The organism is Treponema brennaborense DSM 12168, from assembly GCF_000212415.1.
GTDB classification, from domain to species: domain Bacteria; phylum Spirochaetota; class Spirochaetia; order Treponematales; family Treponemataceae; genus Treponema_F; species Treponema_F brennaborense.
In genome coordinates this window covers 1,743,923-1,769,601 of sequence record NC_015500.1, presented here as the reverse complement: position 1 = coordinate 1,769,601, position 25,679 = coordinate 1,743,923, and the positions used below count along the sequence as shown (strand labels likewise).

The following is a 25,679-nucleotide window of genomic DNA, read 5'->3' as shown; positions in this document are numbered from 1 at the left end:
GATGCCGCACAATCCGCACACGGCTTCCGCTTTTCATCCGGCATCAGCGGATGAATCAGCGCCGTCCGAAAAAGAATATCGTTTTTCCGCTTCCGGTTTGGAGGCCGAATTGCCGCTGCTTGCGGGTAAAGGCGTTACGAAACTGACCGTCCACGATCCCGGCGTAACTTCTTCAAAAGAACGGCTGCTTCGATTTTTGGAAGCTGCGTACCGCCACGCGCCCGACGTATTTTATACGGTGTATCTCGACGATTTTGTCGTAGATCGGGACGTATGCGCCGCGTTCGCACGGCTTTATTGTTCTCTGCAAATCGGAATTCCGTTTTTAACGGCGCAGGATAAAAAACGCCTCGCCCGAAAGGCCGACATATTGAACGCTTCCGGTTTGGTGTTCGGTTTTGAAACGGATATTGCGTGCGGAAACGCGGATACGGTCAAACTGTTCCGTGAACGGCTCGATTTTGCCGTTTCCCTGTATCCGAATCATTTAGATTTTCCCCAGCTTGAAGCCCGCGGATTACCGGGGGCAACGCAGTATTACGCGGCGCAGGATATCGTATCGGCCGCCGCCGCCGCGTTCGCCTGCACCGTGTTTTATTCGGCGGGACGCGCCGTTCCGTGGTTTTTGAGCGTCCTGAAACCCCTTCGTATAACGCCGGCGCGTTTTTTCGCCGATTTTGCCGAATGGCTTCGCTGCAACAATTGTGATCGGGAAACGGGATTCGATCCGGGCGCGGCGGGACATGCGGAGATCGAGCGGATGCAGCTGCATTTTTTGCACTTTAAATATGAAGAAAAACGGGTTGCACATTTGCTGCCGGTCGTAAACGATGTGGTGCGCTTGAACGGCGCGTTTTCTCGCCTTGCCGGGGAACGCGAGGAATGTGAATTGGAACTTTCGTTTCATCCCGACGATCTGGGGTCTCCGTACGCGTCGGATATCGTATCGTTTTCGGAGAACGTATGCATGGAATCCTGCCGTGTCAAAATTTATACGGCGTATGCGCCCGACGGCGAGCCGTATCCCGACTGCAAAATCATATAATTGCGGATAAAAAAGTTGACGTTTTTTATATTATATTAGTATCTTATCTATATTAAGATAACATAAGACAGGATGTGACGTACAGATGAAAGAGCATAAGGGTGAAAAGCAGAAAACGCCTGCCGAAGAACAAACGCAGCGTGCGTCTGCGGGAGGGGAAGAGGCCGAAGTAAAAGCCGCGCAGGCAGAAACGGACGCCGCGCCCGCCGAATCGGAAGCAAACGGGCAGGATGTTCCGGCTGAACCGACTGCGGAAGAGCGAATCAGTGCCCTTGAAAAGGAAAACGCGGAACTGAAAGATCAGTATCTGCGGAAAGTTGCCGATTTCGATAATTATCGGAAACGGATGATCCGTGAAAAACAGGATGCGTTCGACTATGCGAATACGAATCTGCTGTCGGATCTTTTGGAAAGCCTCGACAATTTTGACCGGGCGCTCGAATCGGCACGAAACGCAACGGACGTGCAGTCCGTCGTGGAAGGCGTTCAGATGACGAAAGACCGTTTGGTATCGATGCTTGAAACGAAATATAATCTGAGCGGTTACGGCGCTAAAGGCGATTCGTTCGATCCGAATGTGCATGAAGCGATCGGAAGTTCAAACGGGCCGGTTGCCGAACCCATCTGTTCGGAAATATATTTAAAAGGATACAAATTGAAAGATCGGGTGATTCGCCACGCCAAAGTAATGGTGCAAATGCCCGACGGTTCAGTTGCAGCGGAAGAAAACGCCGATTCTTCCAAAATATAGTACGGAATGATTTTGCTGCGGGACGTGCAGCAGAAGAGGAGATAAAATTATGGGAAAAATTATTGGTATTGACTTGGGAACAACGAACTCGTGCGTCGCCGTTATGGAAGGCGGAGAGCCGGTCGTCATACAGAATTCGGAGGGCGGCCGCACCACACCGTCTATCGTCGGTTTTACGGCGAAAGGTGAACGCGTCGTCGGTCAGCCGGCAAAAAACCAGATGGTAACGAATCCGGAAAACACCGTTTATTCCATTAAACGGTTTATCGGACATCGCTACAGCGAATTGTCCGGCGAAGCAAAAATGGTGCCTTACAAAGTCGTCGACCACGGTGAAGACGTCCGCATCGACATTGAAGGCAAACAGTATTCGCCTCAGGAAATCAGCGCGTTTATCCTTCAGAAAATGAAGAAAACGGCGGAAGATTATCTGGGAGAAACCGTTACCGAAGCGGTCATTACCGTTCCGGCGTATTTTAACGACGCACAGCGTCAGGCGACGAAAGACGCCGGTAAAATTGCGGGGCTCGACGTCAAGCGCATTATCAACGAACCGACTGCAGCCTCTTTGGCGTACGGTTTTAATAAAGACCAGAAAACCGAAAAAACGATCGCTGTATACGATTTGGGCGGCGGTACGTTCGATATTTCGATCCTTGAATTGGGTGACGGTGTTTTTGAAGTCAAATCGACGAACGGTGATACGCACCTCGGCGGCGACGACTTCGATCGGCGTATCATCAACTGGCTGATAGACGAATTCAAAGCCGATTCCGGTATCGATTTGTCTAAAGATAGAATGGCGCTGCAGCGTCTGCGCGAAGCGGCGGAAAAGGCCAAAATCGAGCTTTCCGCGGTTGCAAGTACGGAAATAAACCTTCCGTTTATTACCGCCGACGCGAGCGGTCCGAAGCATTTGCAGAAATCGCTCAGCCGGGCGAAATTTGAACAGATGACGGACGATCTGCTTGAACGCACCAAGGAACCGTGCCGCAAAGCGCTTAAAGACGCCGGTATTTCGGCCGATAAGATTGACGAAGTGCTGCTTGTCGGCGGTTCGACCCGTATGCCGAAAGTCCTGCAGGTCGTAAAGGAACTGTTCGGTAAAGAAGGTTCAAAAGGCGTTAACCCGGACGAAGCGGTTGCCGTCGGCGCCGCGATTCAGGGCGGTATTTTGGGCGGAGACGTCAAAGACGTACTGCTGCTCGACGTAACGCCGCTTTCGCTCGGTATTGAAACGATGGGCGGAGTTTTCACAAAACTCATCCCGCGCAACACGACGATTCCTACCCGCAAGAGTCAGATTTTCTCCACTGCGGCGGACGGTCAGACGGCGGTTTCGATCCACGTTTTGCAGGGTGAACGCGAAATGGCTTCCCAGAACCGTACCCTCGGTCGGTTCGATTTGATAGGTATTCCGGCGGCTCCCCGCGGAGTGCCGCAGATTGAAGTAACGTTCGATATCGACGCAAACGGTATCGTACACGTTTCGGCGAAAGATCTCGGAACGGGTAAAGAGCAATCCGTACGTATCGAAAGTTCAAGCGGTTTGAGTGAAAGCGAAATCGACCGTATGGTCAAAGAAGCTGAAGCGAACGCCGAAGCTGATAAAAAGGAACGCGAACGCGTGGAAGTCCGCAATGAAGCCGATTCGCTCGTGTACGCGACTGAAAAGAGTGTAAAAGAACTGGGCGATAAAGTTTCCGCTGCCGATAAACAGAAAATCGAAGACGCGGTTGCTGCCTTGAAGCAGGCGCTCGGCGGAGACGATGTCGAAGCTATCAAAGCCAAGACGGAAGAACTGAAACAGGCGTCGTATAAGATTGCTGAAGAAGTGTATAAGCAGCAGCAGGCTGCAGGCGGCACGGCCGGTGCTGACGGAGCAGGTCCCGATATGGGCGGTTCCGCAGGTGCAGCCGGTTCCGGCGCCTCGGCAAAAGGCTCTGCGGATGACGTCGACTACGAAGTCGTAGACGACGATAAATAATCCGCATACTGCATGAAACGGAACGGAATGGCAGATTCATTTCTGCCTCCGTTCCGTTTTTATACTGAAGCAAAATGCCGTGTTGCGCCGCTATTCTTTTTTGTGATATAATCATACGTAATTTACAAATGGAAGGCAAATTCTAATGGCAAAACGCGATTATTACGAAGTTCTGGGTGTCCAGAAAAACGCAACGAAAGACGAAATAAAAAAAGGTTACCGCAAACTTGCGGTGCAGTATCATCCCGATAAAAATCCCGGAAACAAAGAAGCAGAAGATAAATTCAAAGAGGCAACCGAAGCCTATGAAATACTTTCCGACGACCAGAAACGCCAGATTTACGACCAGTACGGATTCGCCGGTCTTGAAGGGATGGGAGGCGGCGGAGGAGGCAGCGGATATTCGCACGCGTTCAACGATTTCAGCGATATATTCGGCGACTTTTCAGGTATGTTTGAAAACCTGTTCGGGGGCGGCGGCGGACGCAGGCGTTCGAGTGCCGAAGCTGCGGGGCAGGGTTCCAGTCTGCGGTACGATTTGGAAATATCGTTTCAAGACGCCGTGTACGGAACGAAGGCCGAGATACAGTTTCAGCACAGCGAGTCGTGCGATGCGTGTCACGGTACCGGCGGCGCAGACGGTGCAAAACGCAAAACCTGTCCGACTTGTCAGGGAACGGGACAAGTCCGCCGCAGCGCGGGATTCTTTTCCGTTGCCCAAACGTGTCCGACCTGTCAGGGGGCGGGAACGGTTATCGACAATCCCTGCAAATCGTGCAACGGTTCGGGACTTCAGCAGAAACGTAAAAAAATCAGCATAACGATCCCCGCCGGCGTCGACGACGGAAAACGTATTACCATTCCGCGTCAGGGCGACGCGGGACGCAACGGCGGGCCTGCAGGCGATTTGATCGTCGTACTGCACGTTGCTTCCCATCAGTATTTTGAACGCGACGGATACGATTTGTACTGCGCGGTGCCCGTGAGCATCGCCCAGGCCGCTTTGGGTGCCGAAATATACGTAACCTCCCTCGACGGTAAAAAAATCAAATTGAAAATTCCGTCGGGAACCCAGAACGGCAAAATGCTTCGTTTGCGCGACGAGGGCGTTCCCGTAACCGGCTCATCGCGTAAGGGCGACTTGTACATCAAAGTAATGGTGCAGGTTCCGACAAAATTGAATACGCAGCAGAAATCGTTGCTTGAAGAATTCGCCCGTTTGGAAGGCGCGACCGATTCTCCACAGCCGGTTCCGCTTTCTTCTATGCGATAAAAACGACCCTCGGTTATTGATATGTACCCCCTTTCCTGGACAACCCAGTTAAGGGGGTATTTTTGTAATTGGAGCGGAAAGGTTCCGGAAGAATTGAGCGTGCGATATTTTAAAAGCCTCAAACCGAATGCTGGGGCGGCTTGGTTTTCATTTCACCGCCGGGCAGAATTCCTGCAGAAAAGCGAATTCACGGTGCATTAACAGAAAAATCAGCACAATTCCGAAAATCCGTGTTATACTTACTTCCAATGGTTTATCATGAAAAACGTTTGAAAATACATTGCGACAGGAAGTTGTTATGGCAGAGGATTGGGTTGAGCAAATCAGGGAATGCAAAATACATAAAGAAGACGATGCCTCTGCCGAGCCGAGCAGAACATGGTTGCTTTTTGCCATTAATAAACGGCTGTTTGCGGTTCCGTCGGACGAGATAAAAGAGATTTTAAAAGATTTTGAGGTTTTTCCCGTTCCGTTTGTGCCGCCGTATGTAAAAGGCGTTCTGAACCGCTACGGAGACCCGTATGTTGTCGTCGATCCGGCGCTTTTACTCGGAGAAGAGGAGCAAAACGCCGCTTTATTTGTCGTTCTGAACGATGCAAGCAACACGTGCCTGAAAATCACCGATATACAGGATTTTTACTCTGCGCCGGAAACAAACGTCGTGCAGTTTTCGGAAACCGCGATGTCTGACTTTTTTGACGGTACGCTGCACGCGGACGGACGCGAAGCACTCGTAATCAATATAAAATCTTTTTTTAAGAAGGTAGGTGCAGATTTTGCAGTGCAGTAGGAAATTCGTCTGCCTTTCATATCCCGATGTCGCTTTTTTTCTTGTGGAGAAACTCATGCCCGCCGCATTCTGCTGCAATAAGGATGATTTGGCGGCACGTGAAATGCAGACCGGAATTTCATATGTTGATTTTGATATGTGTGCGCGGCTGTTTTCAGACGCCGTTTTTGACTCCTTTGTAAGAACGTCTTTTATTCTGCAGGACGGCCTCGCTGAAAACGATGGTAAAAAACTGATTGTTGTAACTTCCGCTGACTGCTCGGTTGTAGAGAAAGACATTGCTTCGTTCTCTCTGGTTTCTGATTTTTATTTCAGCAGGATAAAGAATACCGGGATTTGCGCGTGTACTTTTTCCGGGAATAAACGAGGATTTCTTATTGACCTGGGCGTTTTACTGCATACTTACGCTGATAAAAGCCGCCTGCACGCCGGAAGGTGTTGAGCATGAATATTTTGGTTGGAGAACCTTCTGCCGTCACTCGCTCCATAGAAAAGGAGCTGTTCAGGCAGAACCCTTTTTTTGAAAAAGTACGTTTTGCCCGTTCATGGGAAGAAGTTTTAAAAAAAGTACGTGAAGAAAGTACGGACGGACTTATCGTTGATTCAGCTCTTTTTGCGGAAAAGAATTTTGATAGGATAATCCTAAAAGTGAAGGCGGCGGGAATAAAAACCGTTCTTTTTACCGACAAAAAGAATACGAGAAGCGCCGTTTACGGAAATATTTTCGTTGCGGAGCGCTTTTCAATGCAGAGCGCTTCGTCTGAGATGCTTAAAGAATATGCCGCGTTATTGGAAAATCTGTTTAATAAACTGCTGTTCACGGGAGCGTACACGGATACGGCAAGACAAAATCGCCCTGATGATGTCGTTTCCGCTTCCCCTGCTGCCGAGCGTACCGATTATAAAATTGTTCTTATCGGAGTCTCAACCGGCGGCCCCGGCACAGTTCAAAAGCTGCTCAAGGATATCGGTTCCGGTTTTCCCGTGCCCATTCTGATTACGCAGCATATCGATTCAAATTTTGACCGAAATCTGATCGACTGGTTGAACACAAGTACTTCTGTTCCCGTCAAACTTGCTGAAAACGGTATGGTTGCTGAAAACGGCCACGTTTATTTTGCTCCCGCCGACTATCATCTTGGGTTTACGAAGAGCACGGCAAGGGGAGTCGTGCTGGAGCTTAACCGCGACGAGCCGCTTCATTTTCTGCGCCCGGCGGTGGACAAAATGTTTTTCAGTGCGGCAGACGTTTTTGGAGAGCACTGTCTCGCGGTGCTTCTTACCGGAATGGGTAATGACGGTGCCGCAGGCTGCTGCCGGATAAAAGAAAAAGGCGGCTATACAATCACGGAATCAGAGGAATCCTGCGTAATCTACGGTATGCCGAAGGCGGCTTTTGCCGCCGGCGGATCAACGGAAGTACTTCCTTTAAAAGACATTGCCGCAAGACTTAAAGAACTTACCGGACGTGTCTCATCTTCTGTGCGTGCGTCAGACAATGACGGATGCGCTACCCGGATAAAGCGCTTTGAATGGAGTACGGTTGACTATGAATAGTCTTTTACTTGAAACGGTAAAAAAAATTCGCGATTTCACGGGAATCGTCGTTAGCACGCTCCAATATGATGCGCTCATGAAGTATATAGCGGAAAAATCCCATGAAAAGCATATCTCTCCCGAAGAATATTGTGGGGTCTTGGTTCCCGGTTCCGCCGTTTTTAACGAACTGATACGGACTGTTACTATTAATGAGACGTATTTTTTCAGGGAAGAAAAGCAGTTTGCATTTCTTCAGTCGGAAATTTTTTCTGAAGCTCGGAAAAAGTCTTTTGACGTGTGGTGCGGCGCTTGTTCCACGGGGGAGGAACCGTATTCCGTACTTGCATTGGCGCTTGAATCAGGGGTGAACGTAAATTTGTACGCCACCGATATAGACTCGACCGTTCTTTCCGCCCTGAAAGCCGGGGTTTATACGAAGAATTCTTTCAGGCAGGATGGAGCTCAGTTTCATCCCGGTTTGAAAAATTATGGTAGACAGAATGAATCCGGTCTGTTCGTTCTGAACAGGGAATTTGCCGAAAAAGTGACATCCGGACAATTCAACCTGCTTTCGGACCGGATGCTTCCATGGAACGTTTCGTTTGACATTATCTTTCTGCGGAATGTGTTCATCTATTTTGAAAAGGAAACGCGCAAAAAAATTCTGGAGCAGGCGGCGGGATATTTAAAACCTGACGGCAAACTCTTTCTTTCTGTGAATGAGATCGGTTGTATAGACGATTCCGCACTTCCGTCCCGGCTGTACAAGACTCATTTCAATTCCGTCTATTATCTGCAAAAAAGAAGCGAACTTCCGGTCAAAGAAAATGTACGCACGCAAGCCAAAAAAATTCCTTTTTGCGTTTCTGCGCCGTATGCAAAGGTATGCTCTGAAAAAAAATCGGTTGTATCCCTTGCCGCCGTTCATGAGGAAATCTGCCGGAACGTGCATGAAAGTCGTTTTGAAGAAGCAAAGAATATTGCCGTGTCGTTGGGAAAGGACATGGAGATGAAACCGTTTTCTTATTTTTTCAGGGGATATGTTGAGTATCATTCGGATAATAAGAAGGCGGCTGAAATATTGTTTGCGTCGTCTTATATGGTGAATCCTGATTTTTGGCCGGCATATTTTTATCACGGGATAGTACTCAAGGATATGGGAATGGCAGATAAAGCCGATCAGTGCTTCGATCGGTGCAAAAATCTTCTTGATTCCGTGCAGCCTGAGAATCGGTACGGATTTATTCTGGGTTCTTTCAGTTTGTCCTACATACAGTCTTTGTGCCGGCAGTTGAAATCATAGCAAGTGGAGAAAACAGTGGAAAGAGTGAAAGCAAACTTGATGGACACGGAGAATTTTATACAGGACTACCTTGTCGAGGCGCGGGAATATCTTGACAGTTTGGATGATTTTTGCATACGGGTCGGAAAAAACGACCGTGACGAAGAACTGCTCAAGGAATTGCTGCGTATCCTGCACACTTTTAAAGGTACATCCCGCATAATGGGATTTTCCAAAGTGGAGCAAATTATCCACGGAATGGAAACGGTGTTCAAGAATATCCAGAGTAATCATGTTGAGATAAAAAAATCGGAGATCAGCCTGCTTTTGTCCGTCGTCTCTGTCGTTCGCAAGGCCGTTGACTCCATTGAGGTCTCCGGAGTGGAAAATATCCCTTGTTTTGATTCCGCCGTTGAGAATATACGGAGAGCTTCGTGCGGCGACGACTTTTCCGCAGATTTTGCGCCCGGCAAAAAAACTGCTGACGGCGGAGATGAAGATGCTACTGTTTTTCATGATTCTCAGACGATAAAAATCAACGTCGCGCAGATTAACGATATTCTTCAGCTGTTTGACAAGCTGATTATGCGTCAAATCCGCCTGAAAAATGAGATTTCGGACGTCAAAAGCAAATGCAGTGCCGGCGACAATTTGTTCCGGGAAGTTGATGAGAATATGGAAGTCCTTGAAAAGCAGAGTTTTAATATACAAGAGCGGATTATTGCCCTGCGAATGCTTCCGTTTGACATGATGCTTCAGCCTTTAAAACATTCCGTTGCACAGGAAGCGGCAAAGCTGGGCAAAGACGTTGATTTTGATATCCCGTGCTCGGAAATTACCATAGATAAAACGATTCTTGAGCGCCTTCCGAAAATCCTTGTTCACCTGGTGCGTAACGCTATTGATCATGGAATTGAAGATGCCGAAGATCGTGAATCGCTTGGTAAACCGTCAAAGGGATACGTGCGTATTACGGTGCACCAGAAGTCAAGCAGGGTTGTTGTAACGGTGAGCGATGACGGACGCGGCATCGACTTTGAGAAAATTCGCAGTACGGCAAAGGTCCGCTATCCTGAGCGAGAGAAAGAGATTGAAAAAATGGAGAAGAACGATTTGATTCAGTTCCTGTTTGAATCAGGTTTTTCCACTCGTGACACCGTTTCCGAACTTTCCGGCAGGGGCGTGGGAATGGACGTCGTACGCTCGGAGATGGATCGTTTGAAAGGCAAAATCTCCATAACAAGCGATCGGCACAAAGGAACTGCCATAGAACTCGTTCTGCCGTTTTCATTGGCAACGCAGGACGGTCTTTTTATCCGTCAGGGAAAAAATACGTATCTGGTTCTTTCCCATTATGTCAAAGAAATCCTTACCGTTCCCCGGTCGTCGTTTTTGATGATGCAGAAAGGTCCGGTGGTGAATTTACATAATGAGCTCGTGCCGCTGTATGATTTTGATGCGATTATCGGAAATCTTTCGGGAACGTATGCGCTTTCAGATGCCGAGGTGCCCGTCATCGTGATTGAATATCTGAACAGGAAAATCGCCGTCATGCTTGACGAAGTGTTGTATTATAAGACTGTCGTAATAAAGCCCGTTCCTCCGCTTCTGAAGAATGTGGAAGGATTGCAAGGTGTCGTGTTTGATGAAAACTACCGGATTATTCCTGTTCTCAATATTCCGAACTGCATGGAGCGCTTCAGGTCATTAAGCATATACAGTGAAAAAGAGCTTGAGGTAAAAAAGACTGCAAAAGTCCGTTCCGTCCTTATAGTGGATGATTCCCATACGACACGAAACATAGAAAAAATCATTTTGGAATCGGAGCATTATGCTGTTGATACAGCTTGCGACGGAATTGAGGCGCTGGAAAAGCTAAAGGGTCGCAGGTTTGATTTGGTCGTTACCGATATAAAAATGCCGCGCATGGACGGTTTTGTTCTTCTCCATAATATGCGTCATACGGCGGAGTTTTCGGATATTCCGGTCATCGTCGTTTCGTCCGTGTTTGAGAGCGATACCGCGGCAAAAGTGAGCAAAATGGGTGCGCAGGGTTATATTGTGAAATCGGATTTTGAACGTGAGAATTTAATTGAAAAGGCAAAGGAGCTGTTATCGCATGGATAAAAAGATAGTATTGGCAGAAACCTCCGCCTTGCTGACTCAGCTGATCTCGTCCCGTCTGAAAGACGAATCGTTTGACGTTATGTGCTTTGACGACGGTAAAGATGCTGGAATGTACATTCTGGACAACAACGTCGACTGCATTCTGTCGGACGTCAGATTAAAAACGATTTCCGGAACGCAGCTTTGCTGCATTGTAAAGAATTACTTTGAGCGCAATTCCGTTCCGTTTATCCTGTTTTCCACGGACAGTGCCGATAATGATTTTTGGACGAAGCATTCAGGTGCGAATCATATCGTAACGCTTGAGCGGAATTCCGTTGAAAATCTGGTTCTGGCGCTTAGGGAAAGTTTTTCCGTAAAGCCGCCGGCAGAAGAAAACGTCGCCGTGGAAGCGTTCAAGCGGAATGAAGCGGCAGCGCTTCATTCCGCTCGGTGTGAAACGGATTTGACGCTTACCGTGATCAATGAAATTGAGCGGAGCCGTCACTACTATCTGCTTTTAAATTCCATACTCGGCTTATCTCCGTTCGTGCATGATACGGACGTATTGGTCAAAGAAATTTTTAAGACAATTCGATCTCTGTGTACATTTGATGCGATTGCCCTTTTTTTGAACGACGAGCCCCTCTGTTTTTATCATACAGGCATCGACCATTTTGCCGTGACGGAAAATTCATTCTATAAGATTTGCGAAAAAGATTTTCAGTCATGTTCGGGCAATCTTGCCGGATTTTCCTGCCGGACAAAGGAAATTTCAGATGGAGCGGAAGTATCGGACGGCAAAGATTTTAATTCGTACCTGCATTTTCCTATCGACGGTGCATCTTTTATAGGAACGCTTCATATTGCGTCAAAGCGGAGCGCCTTTTTTACGGACAAGGAATCTTCGTCTCTGGAGTATTTATGCAGAAATTTGGGATTTGTTCTTGAGGAAGCAGTACGTTTCAGAAAATCTCATTTAGTGGAAAGCCGGCTGCGCTCTGCATTCTCGAAATTCGTTCCGGCGGAAATTATTGATGATTTGATAAAAGCAGACAACACGGAAAAAAAAGCTTCCAATGAAAAGCGAAAGGTTGCGATTTTAATCTGTGATATACGGAATTTTACCAACATCAGCGAAGTCAATCAGCCGGAAAGCGTCGTTGATTTTCTGAACGGCTATTTTACGCGCATGGTTTCCATAATAAAAAAGCACGGCGGTTCAATTGATAAATTCATAGGAGATGCGATAATGGCAATTTTCGGTGCTCCCGTAAGCTATGTCGATAACGCTTCGCGGGCTGCGGATGCGGCGCTTGAGATGATTTCCGTTCTGCCTGAAATTTCATTGTCATCTTTAGAGCTCCCCGCAGGAGTGAAATTTGATGTGGGAATCGGAGTTCACTACGGGGAAGTTATCGTCGGAAATATCGGCTGTGAAGATAAGATTGATTATACGGTCATAGGAGATTCGGTAAATCTTGCCTCGCGGCTTGAAGGCCTTACCAAGCAGTACGGTGTGAAAATCATACTTTCGGAGGCAGCAAAAGAAAATCTTCGCGCCGGCTACAATCTTATGCAGGTTGATACGGTGAAGGTAAAAGGCAAGAATCAGGGAGTGCGTATTTACCGCTCGGATTTGCAGCCTTTAAATGATGCGTACGTGCAGGTATATGAGAAAGGCCTGAGCATGTATATGAACGGCGCGTTCAGTCTTGCGCTTTCATATTTTGAGGAGGCATTAAGACATTCTCCGGAGGATAAGTCCGCCTGCCTGATGAAGCAGCGATGTGTTGAATTCATGGAGAAAAAACCGGAAAATTGGGACGGTGCCATTGCTCTTACGTCAAAATAAAAAAGGAATACCATTGGAGGATAGAAATGATTTTTTCAAAAAAGGCCGCCGGATTGGGCGGTGCAAAGCGCAGCAACTTTGAGAAAGAGGTGCTTGCGGCCGGTATGCTTCCCAATCTACTTACGGGACTTACGACCGTCCTATATATGATGGTAACAATCCAGCTGCCGAAAGACCGAATTCCTATGGTCGTTCTATTAGGAATTTGCATATGTCTTGTGCTTCAGTTTTTGGTGGCTCCGTTTACAAATAAGTTGATAACAAAAAGACTGTCCGACGATTTGGAATGGTTTGGCAACTATGAGTCCACGGAGCGGGAGCGTACAACGCTTATGCGCCAGGTGATGGAAATTCCGGAGAAGGTCGGCGTACAGGTGTTTTGTGTGTTTTATGCCGGTGTTATCTGCTGGGTTATCCTATGCTGTACTTTTGCAGGGGCTTTGCAGGACGTCGCTGTTATGGCGCTGTGCTCGGGTTTTTTTGGTGCATATGCCGGATTTGTGTTTGCGATTGTACAGACGCAGAAAATCTGTTCCGGATATGCTGCAAAAATTGTCGGGCAGGGCGTTTCCGAGGTAGAGATAAAACAGAAACACAGCTTCGGGACACCGTCTGCAAAACTGGTAGTTTTTCATATTTTCGGTCCGATTATACTGGTGAACATATTTTTTATGAGTATATCATGGCGATCGTTCGTCATTTCTTCCTCGTTCCAAATCGCATTGCTGAGGGTTTGCATCATTTTTGTCATGAACCTTGTGTTTTACTGCACGCTTTCTGCAATGCTGTTCAAGCGTATGATGGAATCGATTAATTTTACAAATACGATTTTGCAAGACATGAATAGGAATAATCTTCACAATATCAGTCATTCCCGAACTGATTTATCGAATGAATTCATGTACAATATTCATCTTATAAACACCATCTCGGATATCCTTCAGAAAATTCTCAAGGCCAGTACCGATATAAGTGCACAAGTCATAGAAGCGAGCAACGAACTTTCCGTCATTTCCAAGCAGACGGCGGCGACCTCGCTTGAACAAAGTTCCGGTATAAAGGAGCTGCTGTCTGCAATGGAAGAATCCGACAAGTTGGCTCAGAATATATTTTCAAAAATAGGAGAAGTGTCTCTCGTTGCAAGGCGTACTACGGAAGTTATCTACGATGGATTCAATATACTTCAGCAGAACATGCAGAAACTTTCGGAAATCAATCAGGCGAACGAGGTTACTTTGGAGGGCATAAAAACGCTCAGCGGTAAAATTTCAGGAATTTCCGACATCGTGGGAATCATAAATTCCATTGCAGATCAGACGAATATCATAGCTTTCAACGCGGAGCTTGAAGCTGCAAGTGCCGGAAAATCGGGAAAGAATTTCCATCAGGTTTCCAACGAAATCCGCCGGCTTACGAACAATACGATTCAGTCTACGAATGAGATACGAAACAAGATTATAGAAATCCAGCATTCGTCTGAGAAACTGCTTACGCTGTCTTTAAACGGAAGCAAAAAAGTTGCAGCTGGCAATGAGATCGTGAAGGAACTATACGGCAACTTTACCGGCCTTAAAGAATCTTCGCAAAAGGCGAACGCTTCTTCGGAAGAAATCAAATTCATCATCGAACAGCAGACGGCTGCATTCGAGCAGATTGTCGTAACGTTGCGGCAACTTTCCGCTGCGGTGGAGACCTTCTCCGTTTCCACGCATACGATAAATACATCGGCTGAGCATCTGTGCAATATTTCAGAGAAACTGCAGAATCTTCAGCCGAAAGAGGACATTCAGGGAGCGTAACAATATGAGCAATCAAACTGGTAAGAAAAAATCGTTTTTGGCACAGTGTGAACGGGTGTGCATTCTGCCGAATATTCTGTGCGGCTGGGTTCTGCTTACGTATTCGCTATTAATCATCAATATCGATATACGGATATACTGGCAGTTCATACTATTCGTTGTCATGATGATTTTTATAGCGCAGTTCGGGCTTGCTCCGATTACGAATAAAATGATTATGGGCAGAACGTCAAAGTTGATTGATGAATTCCGCATAAGGGAATTTTCCGTCGGCGAGCGAACGGAACTTTTTCTGCATCTGCACAAAGTGCCGGAGCGCAACAGGATTAGTACGCTGCTTTATTTTTTTCTAAGCAGCAATCTGCTTTTTTGCGGATACTACTTCGTATTGAAATCAAACTTGTATATAAGCCTTTGCACCTTATTCTCTTGCTATTTCGGCTCATATATAGCATGTCTTTTGGAATTCAGCTATACCAAAAAAATCTGCTCAAAATATGAGGCGGAGCTTGTAGGACAGGGAATTGATCAGAAAATTCTTGATGAAAGAAAATGGTTTGGTGAACAGTATGAAAAAACTTTCATAACCTTTGTAATAATTCCCGTTGTTTTTTCTGCAATCAATTTCATTCTGCTGTATATATGCTATTTTTTCCACAACAGTGTTTCGGACGCAGGGAACGGTTTTATCCGTGCGCAGGTGTCATTGGGGATTACGCGGGAACAACTGCCTCGGCTGATTGCAATTCTTGCAATTAATATCGTCGTCTGCATTGCATCCGTGTATTCATTTTTATCCCGTATTCTTGACTCTACGCATCATTTGCAGTCTGCAATGAACAACATCATAACCAACGACGTTTTTACCGTTACGCTTACACCTACGGACTACGACAATGAGATTTCGTATAACATTGCGCTGGTGAATAAAGTTGTCGTTCTGTTCCGCTCGATTCTCGATGATATTCGTGGCATCGGAAAAACGATGGCTGAACCAATAGAAGAAATATCCGAGATTTCTGAAAGTACCGCCTCCACTTCGCTTGAGCAGTCTACCGGAGTAAAGGAAATTCTTGCAACTATGGAAGAAACGGACGCACAGACGCGCGGGATAGCGGAGAAAATTGCGGACGTTACGGCAGTGGCTGAAAACACCGCGCAGAATGTTTCGGCAGGATTTGACACGCTGCAGCAGAATCTTGACAAAATGAATGAAATTACAGATGCGAATATCTCCATAATCGGCGGAATAAAAGAGCTGGGAGACAAAATCGGCAGTGTCTGGGATATCGTAAAAATTATCAACGATATTGCAGATCAGACGCGGATTATTGCGTTCAATGCGGAACTTGAGGCCTCCGGCGCAGGGGAGTCCGGCAGAAATTTTCACATCGTTGCAAATGAAGTGCGCCGACTTGCCTCCGGGATTACGAATTCCGTTAACCAGATAAAGGAGCGTATTGCGGAAATTCAGCATTCGTCGGACACTCTGATAATCACCTCTGAAAGCGGTACGGAAAAGATAAAAGAAGGTCTTGAACTTTCAAGTTTACTGAAAGAAAAATTCAATGAAATTCAGAAATCGTCGGAAGTTACCGTAGAGTCCGCCGTTCAGATAAAAGAGATTATTTACCAGCAGTCGGCGGCTTTTGACCAGATCGTTTCGACAGTTCGGCAAATTTCCGTGGGAATAGAGAATTTTTCGGGTGCCACGGCAACAGAGAATGAGACTGCCATAAAACTGAAGAATGCAGCGAACAGACTGGAAAATCTTCATCAGTTGATTGTCAGCTGATTGAGCGGTTTTGCTCCGGCGCTTGGTGGAGTTTTGAATTCCCGGCGTCGGGGATCGGAGAAAAGGAATTTTTTCCGGAAAAATAAAGAATAGTGCTTGACACTTCTCCGCCGTTTATGATATATTGTCAAACATCACGGGGGCGTAGCGAAGCTGGTTATCGCGTCGGCCTGTCAAGCCGAAGATCGCGGGTTCAAGCCCCGTCGCTCCCGCTAACGCCCATCCGGCAAGGATGGGCGTTCTCTTTCAGAGAGAAAAACGGGCAGTAGCGCAGTTGGTAGCGCGCTAGGTTCGGGACTTAGAGGTCGCGGGTTCAAATCCCGCCTGCCCGATAAAATTGAAACGGTATCATTTTTCCGGAAATGGTACCGTTTTTTTATTTTATACCGGATTCCGATTTATTGCGAAAAAGCCTCGTACGGGAAATCGCTGTTGCAATACTGTGTCTCGGAAAAGATCGGTGTTTGGGAAAACATTAACTTTCAGAAAAATCCCGAGGCTTGGAAAATCCCGGTATTCGGCCGAACGTTTTTTCCGAATTGCTTGCCTTTCGCGTGCGTCTGCGGTATTATTACGGCTATGTTTTCCGATACCCATTTTCATTTACTGCATACTGCCGAGCGCGGCGTCGATATGAGCGAAGCGTTTTCCGCGTTGGCTTCTCGTTCCGCGTTTTTTGCGCTCGAAATAGGAACGCACTGCGACGATCTCGACGCACGGCTTGCCGCAGCGGACTCCGCTGTTTCTGCGGTGCGCGACGACGCGCTTCGCTCAAAACTGCTGGATTTATTGTATTTTTCCGCGGGAATTTGGCCTGCTCCCGAAGCGATCGGCGCCCGGTTCGAGCAGGTTGCGGAACTGGAACGCCGGATAAGCGCGGCGCGTTCCGCCGATACGCTGCTGTCTTTCAAAGGCAAAAAACTGTGCGCGCTCGGCGAATGCGGTCTTGATCATCATTGGAACCCTTCCGGTGCGGACAATCGCAGCGAGTCCGATTTTTCCGCCGCAATGCTTACCGGCGAGGCGGAACTGTTTGAAATGCAGCTCGAGCTGGCCCGTAAATTCGGACTGCCGGTTATCGTGCATTCCCGTGACGCGTTCGACGGGACGCTTTCCTGTATTGCCAACGTCGGTTACGATTGCGGCGTTATTCATTGCTATTCGTACGGCATCGCCGAGGCGCGCGCTTTTATCGACCGCGGCTGGTACGTTTCGTTTTCCGGTGCCGTCACGTATACCAAGCGTTCAAAAATGCCCGAAATGACCGATTTGCTGCGGTTCATTCCGCGCGACCGGCTCCTTTTGGAAACGGATTCGCCGTATTTGGCGCCCGTACCGTACCGCGGAAAACCGAATACGCCGGTGCTGGTGGAACTCGTATACCGGTACGTCGCCGACGCGCTTAATCTTCCGCCGGAAACGCTGTCCGCGCTGGTAGACGCCAATATCCGTGACTTATTCGGAATAGGGCGATAGCGGGGCTTTATTCGCTGTCACTGTAATTTGCTCAGCGCACTCCGTTCGTTCAGCGCACTCTGTCCGTGCCGTGCTGGTGCCGTTCGTTCAGTGCACTCTGTCCGTGCCGTGCCGGTGCCGTTTGCTCAGCGCGCTCGGTAATCCGCGATAAACTGTTCGTATGCGGCGATCGTCGCCGCCATGACGGTGTCTCCCAGCGGACCGCGACCTTCCCAGTTGTTTCCTTCGCTGATGTACAGATGGTCGAGTATTCCTTTTATGTCATCGATCGTACAGGCCGTATCGTTCGCCATGCGGCGTTCGATGCCGCGCAATTCTTCTTCAAACACTTCCGTGTATTTTTCGTCTTTCCAAATTGTCGATTCACTCATTGCAAGAATATACTGTTTTTTTTTGCGGAAAGCAAGTATACTATAGCTATGGATGAACAATTACAAGAGCAGGGGCTGCACGAAGTGTGCAAGCTGCTTGCGGCAACGACGGATGTTACGCTGATAGAAGATTTTTTCGGCTGTCTTTTTACCGCTTCCGAGCGGCAGGATATCGCGAAACGCTGGCTGCTGGTGCGGGAGATCGATAAGGGAACGACGCAGCGGGAGATCGCGCGGATGTTCAGTATGAGTTTGTGCAAAATAACGCGCGGTTCCCGGGAACTCAAAAAGGCAGACAGCGCTTTCCGCAAAATGCTGGAATTGGCGGATTCGCTCAAGTGATTTCCGCTCTACCTGAAAACGGACGGCGTCGTTTTCGCCGTCCGTTTTAAACGGTTCTGCCGTTTATTTTAAAAGTGCCGCAATTTCAGGGCGCTGCCACCGAACGGCGATGTCGTACGGCGTTTCTCCGGTGATACTGCGTTTACTTCGGTCAAGTCCCATCGACAGAAGCCGTTTTACCGTGTCTTCGTCGGCCAGGCGGGCCGCGTAATGCAGAATTCCTTCTCCGGTGATATCGGTTTTGGTTCCCGCCAATTTTACGATCTGATCGAGCACCGGTTTATTCAGCTTGATCGCTGCGGAGACCGCGCACTCTCCCGAATTATCCGAAATGTACGGATCGGCGCCGTTTTCGATCAGAATGGAAGCCAATTCATCCGCGTCGGTTGAAATCGCCATCGTGAGCGGTGTCATGCCGGAACTGTTGCGCCGGTTGAGCGGATATTTCATTTCTATCAGCATGGTAAGCACGCTCGGCGGTGCTTTTTCTTCTACGGCGATATGAATCGGCGTATTGCTGTCCGAGTCTATCAGATTCGGATTGCTTCCGAGAACCGCTTTGATAGTATCGAGTCCCTTGTTCAGCACGAGCGAAAACGGCGTGTTGCCGTTAGTGTCCCGTGCGAGCGGATTGCCGCCGGCTTCGCGGATTATGGTGATCATTTCGGGATTGCCCGCGATAGCCGCTTCGTGAAACGCGTTCCGTCCGTACATTTCCTGTATGAGCGGAGAGGCGCCGCGCGCAAGGAGCAGTTTGACCAATTCAGTGCTGCCGCTCTGAATCGCGTCGATGAGAACCGTTTTTCCCGTTGCGTCCGACGCGTTTATGTCGGCGCCGTTATCGAGCAGCAGTATCACCATATCGATTTTGCCGGATCTGGCGGCTTCACTGAGCGGCGTTTTTCCGGAAATGTTCTGTGCGTCAAGATTCGTTCCCGCCCGAATGAGCGCGTAGGCGGCGTCTTTCGCATTCCAGCGGACGCACGCGTGGATCGGCGTGTTACCCAGATAATCCCGCGCGTCTTTCGACGCGCCTTTTGCGATAAGTTCCGCGATGATTGCCGGATTGTTCGATTTTATCGCGTTGAAAAGCGGCGTTTCTCCGTTGGCATTTTTTGCGTTCGGCGCCGCGCCTTTTTCGGTGAGCAGCGCGACTGCGTTCGTCAGTCCCCATTCGGCGGCGTAATGCAGCGGCGTGTTACCGCTGCCGTCGGTGGCTTTTATGACTTGGGACGTGAGCAGCCAATTTTTGGTATCCGAATTCGATTCGAGCGCGATTCGCAGCGGCGAATAATCTTCGTTATTTGCCGAAAATACGTCCGCGTTTCGGGAAAGCAGGTATTCGCCGGCGCTGCGGATGTTCCGCTGTACGGCGATGGAAAGCGGCGTGTCGCCGTTTCGGTTTCGGGCGTTGACTTCGGAACTGAGCGAATACAGATAGGCGAGTTCTTCTTGCAACGTCTCGGAATAGTTTTTCGTTGCCGCGCTGCCATCCGGTGTTGCCGTCATAACCGCTATGTGCAGCGGTGTGTTGCCGTACGAATCGCGGGATGCAATGTTGGCCGCGATTACCAGTTTGGACAGCATGTCGGAACCCTGTTTGAGCGCTCTGGTAAGAGGGGTGTTGCCCATCGTGTCTTCGGCGTGGATATCTGCGCCGTTTCGGGCGTAAAACGAAACCAGACTCGTTTTCTGGTGCTCAACGGCAAGCGCCAGCGGCGTAACGCCCTGTTTGTTGCGCTCGTTGATGTCCGCGCCGGCGGCGGTAAACTGCGTGAGCGTTGAAACGTCCGCGCCGCTCATTGTTGCAATATGGAGCGCGGTGTCGCCGTACATGTCTTTTGCGTTTATGTTCGCCTTGTACGAAATGAGCAGCGTATATATTTCAACTTGTCTGTTTTGCGGGATAATGAGCAGAATGGGCGTTTTGCCGAGGTTGTCCCGTGCGTTCACATTCGCACCAGCTTTCAGCAGCAGCCGGGCTATATCCGTGTTGCCGTAGCGTACCGCTTCGTGCAGCGGCGTCGCGCCCGAAATATCCTGCGCGCCGGTAACGGCACCGCGTTCCAGCAGATATTCGGTAATACCGGTGTGCCCCTGGATTGCGGCCAAATGGAGCGGCGTTTGCCCGTCGTCGAATCTGAGCGAAGGATTTCGGGCGATAACGGCGTCTTCAAAATACGCGTATTGACTGCGTTCGGGAACGGCGCCTGCGAGCAGCAGTTTCGCTGCCATTTTTATGCTCGCAACGCTCGTATGGGCGTGCAGGGCGAGTGCGAGCGGTGTGTTCCCGCCGTTGTCGGCAGCTGAAAGCGGCAGCTTTTTCTGCAGCGCGTTGTCAAGCGCAGCCGTATTTTGATTTTTAACTATGTAATGGATAATCGTTTGTCCGCTACTGTCCGTGATCTTCGCCGTCTGATTCGTTATCAAAATATCGAAATAATCGGAGCTTTTTTGAATACCCAGTTCAAACGCCGTTTTTCCCGACGCGTCCCGGGCAAAAATCGTATTGCCTGTTGCTGCCAGAATCTGTGCCGATTTTAGGCTGTCGTTTTTTATGGCGACGTGCAGCGGCGTATCACTGGCATTATTTTTCAGCTCGGCTGAAGCTCCCGCCGACAAAAAAAACGCGACGAGTTCCGCGTCGTTCACCTGTGCGGCCGCGTGCAGCGCCGTATTGCCCTGTTCATCCGCCGCATCGGGATTGTTTTCTATTTGAAAAGCGGCTTTCGCCGCGGCAGAGTCGCCTGCAAGGATCATGTGCTGAATCGACTGTTCCTCCGGCTGCACCGGTTTTGTGTTCGTTTCCGATGTCGATATGCATCCGATGGATACCGTCAAGTACATCGATACTGAACATATGACGAATAATGCCTTTTTGTGCATGTATATACTCCTACAATACTGTTATCGAACGAAAGCGGGTCCGAGTTAAGGATTTTATGGAGTAAAAAAAATACGATGATATCGGTTCCTGAAACGCGATATTACGCCGATTTCAGAGGCCGGCGGAACGTTCTTACCGTTTCCGCTCGCACTCGGGACAGGTTCCCCACACGCAGACTTGTATTTTGTGCGCGGTAAATCCGGTGGGTAATTCCGCGGCGAATTGCGCGTACGACTGCGGAGTATAATCGGAATCGATGTCGAATACGTTGCCGCATTCGGTACATTTGAAGTGCAGATGTGCGCTCGTATCCGCATCGTAGCGGACGCTTTCATCTTCTATTATCAGCGTCTGGACTAAACCGTGTTCCGCAAACAATTTCAGCGTATTGTATACGGTAGTACGTGAAAGCGTGGGTATGACGGGGGCAAGCGCCGCATACACCGTTTCAGCCGTCGGGTGAACGGGGTTGGAACAGACGTATTGATAAATTTGTATACGCTGCACCGACGGCCGGATGCCCCATTCGGTAAGTTTATCCGCGATATCCGCAGTGTTCAATATCATTTGCATGGAAATCTCCTATCATAAAATCACTCAAAAACGTCTTTGAGTGATTTTATGATACTGCCCTGACGGAACTATTTCGGTTTTACTGCTTTACTGCGGCAACCGTTCCGCCGTACGTGACAGCCGGCCGCCGCAACAGTGTGCTTAACCGAAATAACGGGCAAGCAGGCCTTTGAAACCCGCGCCGTGGCGCGCTTCGTCTTTGGCCATTTCGTGTACCGTATCGTGAACGGCGTCGTAATTCAGCGTTTTCGCCTTTTTGGCGAGCATCAGCTTTCCTTCGCACGCACCGGCTTCGGCTGCCGCGCGCATTTCGAGGTTCTTCTTCGTGCTGGAGGTAACGACTTCTCCCAGCAGTTCGGCAAAGCGGGACGCATGATCCGCTTCTTCCAGTGCGTAGCGCTTGAACGCTTCGGCAACTTCGGGATATCCTTCGCGGTCAGCCTGGCGGCTCATTGCCAAATACATGCCGACTTCCGAGCATTCTCCCATAAAGTTGTCGCGCAGTCCCTGAACGACTTCGGAATCCAAATCTTTTGCGATACCGATTTTGTGTTCGTCAGCAAAACCCGCCGTTTCAACGCGTTCGTTAAACTTATCTTTTGTGGCGTGGCACTGAGGACAAAATTCGGGCGCGTTGTCTCCCGTGTGAACGTAACCGCAAACGCTGCATACCCATTGTTTCATGATCAAACTCCTTAACAAATAATTGTATTAATTACAATATTGATATTATTATAATAACAACGAACTGTCAAGTAGATTCGGGAAAAATCCCGCCGATTTTTTATAAAATGAGCATCGCGTCTCCGTACGAAAAAAAACGGTATCGATGCGCCACTGCGTTCCGGTATGCGTCCATGATATGTTCTTTGCCGGCGAACGCGCTTACCAGCATCAGCAGCGTGGATTCGGGGGTGTGAAAGTTCGTGAACATTTTATCTACGACGTTGAACCGGTATCCCGGATACATGAAAATCCGCGTACTGTTGATGCCCGGAATCAGTTCGCTTTTGACCGGATCCCACGCCGATTCGAGCGTGCGTACCGAAGTGGTTCCGACCGCCAAAACGGGACGGCCTTCTTTTTTTGCCGTATTGACGAGTTCTGCGGTCTCCCGGCTGACGGAATATGTTTCTTCGTGCATCGTATGATCTTCAATCCGTTCCGCGCGGACGGGCAGAAACGTTCCGAGTCCGACGTGCAGCGTAACGAACGTTCTCCGGATTCCCCGCGAGTCGAGTTTTTCGAGCATCCGTTCCGTAAAGTGCAGCCCGGCGGTAGGGCAGGCGGCGGATCCCGTTTCCCGTGCGTAAATATTCTGATACCGCTCGCTGTCTTCTTCCGTGTCTTTGCGTTTGATATACGGCGGAAGCGGAATGTGCCCGTTTCGCTCGAACCATTGTTCTTCGATCGGCTGTGTGAACGAAAGCGTGCGGAACTCCGTGCCTGCGTCAGCCGGATTTTCGGTAATAACGCCGACGCTGCCGTCGGGGAATCGGTAGCGGTTGCCGGGACGCTGCTTTTTGGCGTTTTTGACCATGGTTTTCCAGAGCGTCGGTGCGAGCGGCGTCAGAAACAGGAATTCCGTTTCGCGTCCGGTGTTTTCTTTTATTCCGTATACGCGCGATCTCCGCACGCGCGAATTGTTGAACACCATAAGCGCGTTTTGCGGAACGAGGTCGGGTAAGTCGTCCATCAGCTGATGACGGACGTCGCCCGTCGCTTTGTCGAGGACCATCAATTTATCCTGCCCGCGGATACCGGACGGATGCTGTGCTATCAATTCTTCAGGCAGATCAAAATAAAAGTCTTTCGTTCGCATGCGGTCTTCCTTCCAGTCCCAGATGTTTATATGCTTTTTCCGTAACGACGCGTCCCCGCGGAGTGCGCTGTATCAATCCGCATTGGATAAGATACGGTTCGTAGTAATCTTCCAGCGTGTCGATCGATTCTCCGATGGAAATGGCGAGCGTTTCGGCTCCCACCGGTCCGCCGCCGAAATTCTCGATAATCGAAAGCAGAATTTCGCGGTCGTATTTTTCCAGTCCGAGCGAGTCTATTTCAAGCCGGGTAAGTCCCGCCGCCGCGACCTGGCGAGTGATCGTTCCGTCGCCCATAACTTGCGCAAAGTCCCGCATCCGGCGCAGTACCCGGTTCGCAACGCGCGGCGTTCCCCGCGCACATTCGGCCATGAGCCGCGCCGCGTCGTCGGCTACCGTTACGTTGAGAATTCCGGCGGAACGCCTTATAATGGAAGCAAGTTCTTCCGCATCGTAAAAACTGAAGCGCTGAACGATCCCGAACCGGCTGATCAGCGGACTTGAGACCATACCGGCTTTCGTCGTTGCGCCGACGAGGGTAAAATGCGGGACGGGAATGCGGACGGTTCGTGCGGCGGCGCCTTGTCCGATCACCCAATCGAGTTCATAATCTTCCATGGCGATATACAGCATTTCTTCTATTGCCGGTTTGAGCCGATGAATTTCGTCGATAAAAAAAACCGTCCGCTCCGTAATGGTTGAAAGAATGCCGGCCAAGTCTTTCGGTTTATCGAGTGCCGGCGCGCTCGTTACTTTAAAATCCGCTCCTAATTCGTGCGCGGTGATTTGCGCCAGCGTCGTTTTTCCCAATCCCGGCGGACCTATAAGAAACAAGTGGTCGAGACTTTCACGCCGAGTTCGGGCCGCTTCGATAAAAACGGAAAGATTTTCTTTAACGGAGGTTTGTCCCAAAAAGTCGCGGAGCAGCTGCGGACGCAGCGTCGTGTCCTGTGTGTCGTCGTCGAACGGAACGTTCGCGTGTAAAATGTCGTTCATGTCAGGCAAGCTCCACTATGGCGCGCCGGAACATGAGTTCTTCCTGCGTTGCTTTGTTTTTGCCGTCCAATTCTGCCGCCAGAATAGGTTCGAGCCGGTCAATCGTTTCTTCGCAGACTTTTTTGTCGTATCCCATATCAGCCAGCGCGGTGATGACGTCCTGCCATTTTGCTGCCGAAGGTGAACGCTGCACGGAACCGCGGCCGGAGTCGGCGGAAAGGGCCAGTTTTCCTTTTAATGTCAGCATCATTTTCTGAGCCGTCTTTTTGCCGACGCCGGGCAATCGTTCCAGTTGAGAAAGATCTTCGCTGTCAAGTGCTTCGACGAGCTGACGGGGTGCGATTCCGGACATTATTTTCAGCGCGCCCTTCGCTCCGACGCCGTCCACTTTCAGCAGATCCAGAAAAAGAAGCCTGTCTGCGGCCGTTGCAAATCCGAACAGTTTGACTGCGTCTTCACGATGATAAAGCCAAGTGTAGACGCGCGCCCGTTCGCCGACGGGCGGCAGCGTATCAAGTGTCGTATCGGGAACTGCTATATCCCATTCAATTCCGTCCGTTTCGAGGTATATGGTCTGCGGCAATTTTGCCGTGATGGTTCCGTATAGGCTGTTGAACATGACGATAGTATATCGGAAAATATGAAAAGTGGAAATACTGACAGGGGGATTGTGATTTGTATTGTGTGAAAAAAAAAGAATACAATAGGCAATTGAAGGAGAACGCACCTGCTTTGAAGTCCGTTATCCCTATCCCTATTGTATCCTTTTCCACCTATAAATCTATCGGGTACCTCCTCTACCTTTAGATTTCTCTCCGTCTATGGGTATTAATCTGATAGGTCACTTTTAAGGCATTGCAAAAAATGTAAAAAACATTTTCACTTTATTAATCTTAATCGCTTAAAACGAAAATAAATTGAAAAATATTCTTTTTCAATTTATTTTTATTTATAGTATCAGAATACGGTGTTTTCCGTGCAAAGTAAATACG

The 25,679-nt window shown here is 49.1% G+C and carries 21 protein-coding genes and 2 tRNA genes; 16 read left to right on the top strand and 7 right to left on the bottom strand.

Features of this window, described 5'->3' with window-relative positions; translation table 11 throughout:
• Position 1: 1 nt before the first annotated feature.
• From TREBR_RS07720 to TREBR_RS07650, 15 genes are all read left to right on the top strand, one after another.
• A complete protein-coding gene (locus TREBR_RS07720; protein ID WP_041610377.1) occupies positions 2–1,045 on the top strand; it encodes a hypothetical protein in 1,044 nt (347 codons plus the stop codon).
• A gap of 85 nt (positions 1,046–1,130) precedes the next feature.
• The gene (locus TREBR_RS07715) at positions 1,131–1,796 is read left to right on the top strand and encodes a nucleotide exchange factor GrpE (RefSeq protein ID WP_013758627.1); all 666 of its coding nucleotides are present in this window, start codon (positions 1,131–1,133) and stop codon (positions 1,794–1,796) included.
• 49 nt (positions 1,797–1,845) lie between these two features.
• Positions 1,846–3,783: a molecular chaperone DnaK gene (gene dnaK, locus TREBR_RS07710; protein WP_013758626.1), complete on the top strand. Its 1,938-nt coding sequence runs from the start codon at positions 1,846–1,848 to the stop codon at positions 3,781–3,783.
• A 145-nt stretch (positions 3,784–3,928) separates the two neighbouring features.
• A complete protein-coding gene (dnaJ, locus tag TREBR_RS07705; RefSeq protein ID WP_013758625.1) occupies positions 3,929–5,056 on the top strand; it encodes a molecular chaperone DnaJ in 1,128 nt (375 codons plus the stop codon).
• Between the two features lie 298 nt (positions 5,057–5,354).
• Positions 5,355–5,846, top strand: coding sequence for a chemotaxis protein CheW (locus tag TREBR_RS07700; RefSeq protein ID WP_013758624.1), 492 nt, complete (start codon positions 5,355–5,357; stop codon positions 5,844–5,846).
• Positions 5,847–5,901: 55 nt separating this feature from the next.
• A complete protein-coding gene (locus tag TREBR_RS07695) occupies positions 5,902–6,288 on the top strand; it encodes a hypothetical protein (protein WP_013758623.1) in 387 nt (128 codons plus the stop codon).
• Positions 6,289–6,290: 2 nt separating this feature from the next.
• Complete coding sequence (locus TREBR_RS13660; RefSeq protein ID WP_013758622.1) at positions 6,291–7,403, top strand: CheB methylesterase domain-containing protein; 1,113 nt, start codon at positions 6,291–6,293, stop codon at positions 7,401–7,403.
• The gene (locus TREBR_RS07685; RefSeq protein ID WP_013758621.1) at positions 7,396–8,688 is read left to right on the top strand and encodes a CheR family methyltransferase; all 1,293 of its coding nucleotides are present in this window, start codon (positions 7,396–7,398) and stop codon (positions 8,686–8,688) included. The genes TREBR_RS13660 and TREBR_RS07685 overlap by 8 nt, the downstream gene beginning before the upstream one ends.
• 39 nt (positions 8,689–8,727) lie before the next feature.
• Positions 8,728–10,794 carry a hybrid sensor histidine kinase/response regulator gene (locus tag TREBR_RS07680; RefSeq protein ID WP_041610376.1) on the top strand — a complete coding sequence of 689 codons (2,067 nt, stop codon included), beginning with the start codon at positions 8,728–8,730 and terminating at the stop codon, positions 10,792–10,794.
• The gene (locus TREBR_RS13655; RefSeq protein ID WP_013758619.1) at positions 10,787–12,628 is read left to right on the top strand and encodes an adenylate/guanylate cyclase domain-containing response regulator; all 1,842 of its coding nucleotides are present in this window, start codon (positions 10,787–10,789) and stop codon (positions 12,626–12,628) included. Before TREBR_RS07680 ends, TREBR_RS13655 begins: the two co-directional genes overlap by 8 nt.
• A gap of 26 nt (positions 12,629–12,654) precedes the next feature.
• Positions 12,655–14,427, top strand: a complete 1,773-nt coding sequence (locus TREBR_RS07670; protein ID WP_013758618.1) for a methyl-accepting chemotaxis protein — start codon at positions 12,655–12,657, stop codon at positions 14,425–14,427.
• Between the two features lie 4 nt (positions 14,428–14,431).
• Positions 14,432–16,222 carry a methyl-accepting chemotaxis protein gene (locus tag TREBR_RS13650; RefSeq protein ID WP_013758617.1) on the top strand — a complete coding sequence of 597 codons (1,791 nt, stop codon included), beginning with the start codon at positions 14,432–14,434 and terminating at the stop codon, positions 16,220–16,222.
• Positions 16,223–16,360: 138 nt separating this feature from the next.
• A tRNA-Asp gene (locus TREBR_RS07660) sits at positions 16,361–16,434 on the top strand.
• Between the two features lie 47 nt (positions 16,435–16,481).
• A tRNA-Pro gene (locus tag TREBR_RS07655) sits at positions 16,482–16,554 on the top strand.
• A gap of 247 nt (positions 16,555–16,801) precedes the next feature.
• On the top strand, positions 16,802–17,698 hold the full coding sequence (locus TREBR_RS07650; protein WP_041610739.1) for a TatD family hydrolase: 897 nt from the start codon (positions 16,802–16,804) through the stop codon (positions 17,696–17,698).
• Positions 17,699–17,823: 125 nt separating this feature from the next.
• Here the strand turns inward: TREBR_RS07650 and TREBR_RS07645 are convergent, their stop codons facing one another.
• Positions 17,824–18,069, bottom strand: a complete 246-nt coding sequence (locus TREBR_RS07645) for a hypothetical protein (RefSeq protein WP_013758615.1) — start codon at positions 18,067–18,069, stop codon at positions 17,824–17,826.
• 48 nt (positions 18,070–18,117) lie between these two features.
• Between TREBR_RS07645 and TREBR_RS07640 the strand changes: the two genes are divergently transcribed.
• A complete protein-coding gene (locus TREBR_RS07640; protein ID WP_013758614.1) occupies positions 18,118–18,411 on the top strand; it encodes a Trp family transcriptional regulator in 294 nt (97 codons plus the stop codon).
• A gap of 63 nt (positions 18,412–18,474) precedes the next feature.
• Here TREBR_RS07640 and TREBR_RS07635 read toward each other — a convergent pair whose 3' ends face one another.
• The 6 genes from TREBR_RS07635 to ruvA all read right to left on the bottom strand — a co-directional run bounded on the left by TREBR_RS07635 (position 18,475) and on the right by ruvA (position 25,306).
• Positions 18,475–21,258 (bottom strand): ankyrin repeat domain-containing protein, encoded by a 2,784-nt coding sequence (locus tag TREBR_RS07635; RefSeq protein ID WP_169310629.1) that lies wholly within the window; start codon positions 21,256–21,258, stop codon positions 18,475–18,477.
• Positions 21,259–21,430: 172 nt separating this feature from the next.
• Positions 21,431–21,871 (bottom strand): Fur family transcriptional regulator, encoded by a 441-nt coding sequence (locus TREBR_RS07630; RefSeq protein WP_013758612.1) that lies wholly within the window; start codon positions 21,869–21,871, stop codon positions 21,431–21,433.
• Positions 21,872–22,012: 141 nt separating this feature from the next.
• The gene (locus tag TREBR_RS07625) at positions 22,013–22,555 is read right to left on the bottom strand and encodes an NADH peroxidase (RefSeq protein WP_013758611.1); all 543 of its coding nucleotides are present in this window, start codon (positions 22,553–22,555) and stop codon (positions 22,013–22,015) included.
• Positions 22,556–22,655: 100 nt separating this feature from the next.
• Entirely contained in the window at positions 22,656–23,693 is a 1,038-nt protein-coding gene (gene queA / locus TREBR_RS07620; RefSeq protein ID WP_013758610.1) for a tRNA preQ1(34) S-adenosylmethionine ribosyltransferase-isomerase QueA, read from the bottom strand.
• Positions 23,668–24,687 carry a Holliday junction branch migration DNA helicase RuvB gene (gene ruvB / locus TREBR_RS07615; protein WP_013758609.1) on the bottom strand — a complete coding sequence of 340 codons (1,020 nt, stop codon included), beginning with the start codon at positions 24,685–24,687 and terminating at the stop codon, positions 23,668–23,670. Before ruvB ends, queA begins: the two co-directional genes overlap by 26 nt.
• Before the next feature lies 1 nt (position 24,688).
• The gene (gene ruvA, locus TREBR_RS07610; RefSeq protein ID WP_013758608.1) at positions 24,689–25,306 is read right to left on the bottom strand and encodes a Holliday junction branch migration protein RuvA; all 618 of its coding nucleotides are present in this window, start codon (positions 25,304–25,306) and stop codon (positions 24,689–24,691) included.
• Positions 25,307–25,679 lie beyond the last annotated feature (373 nt).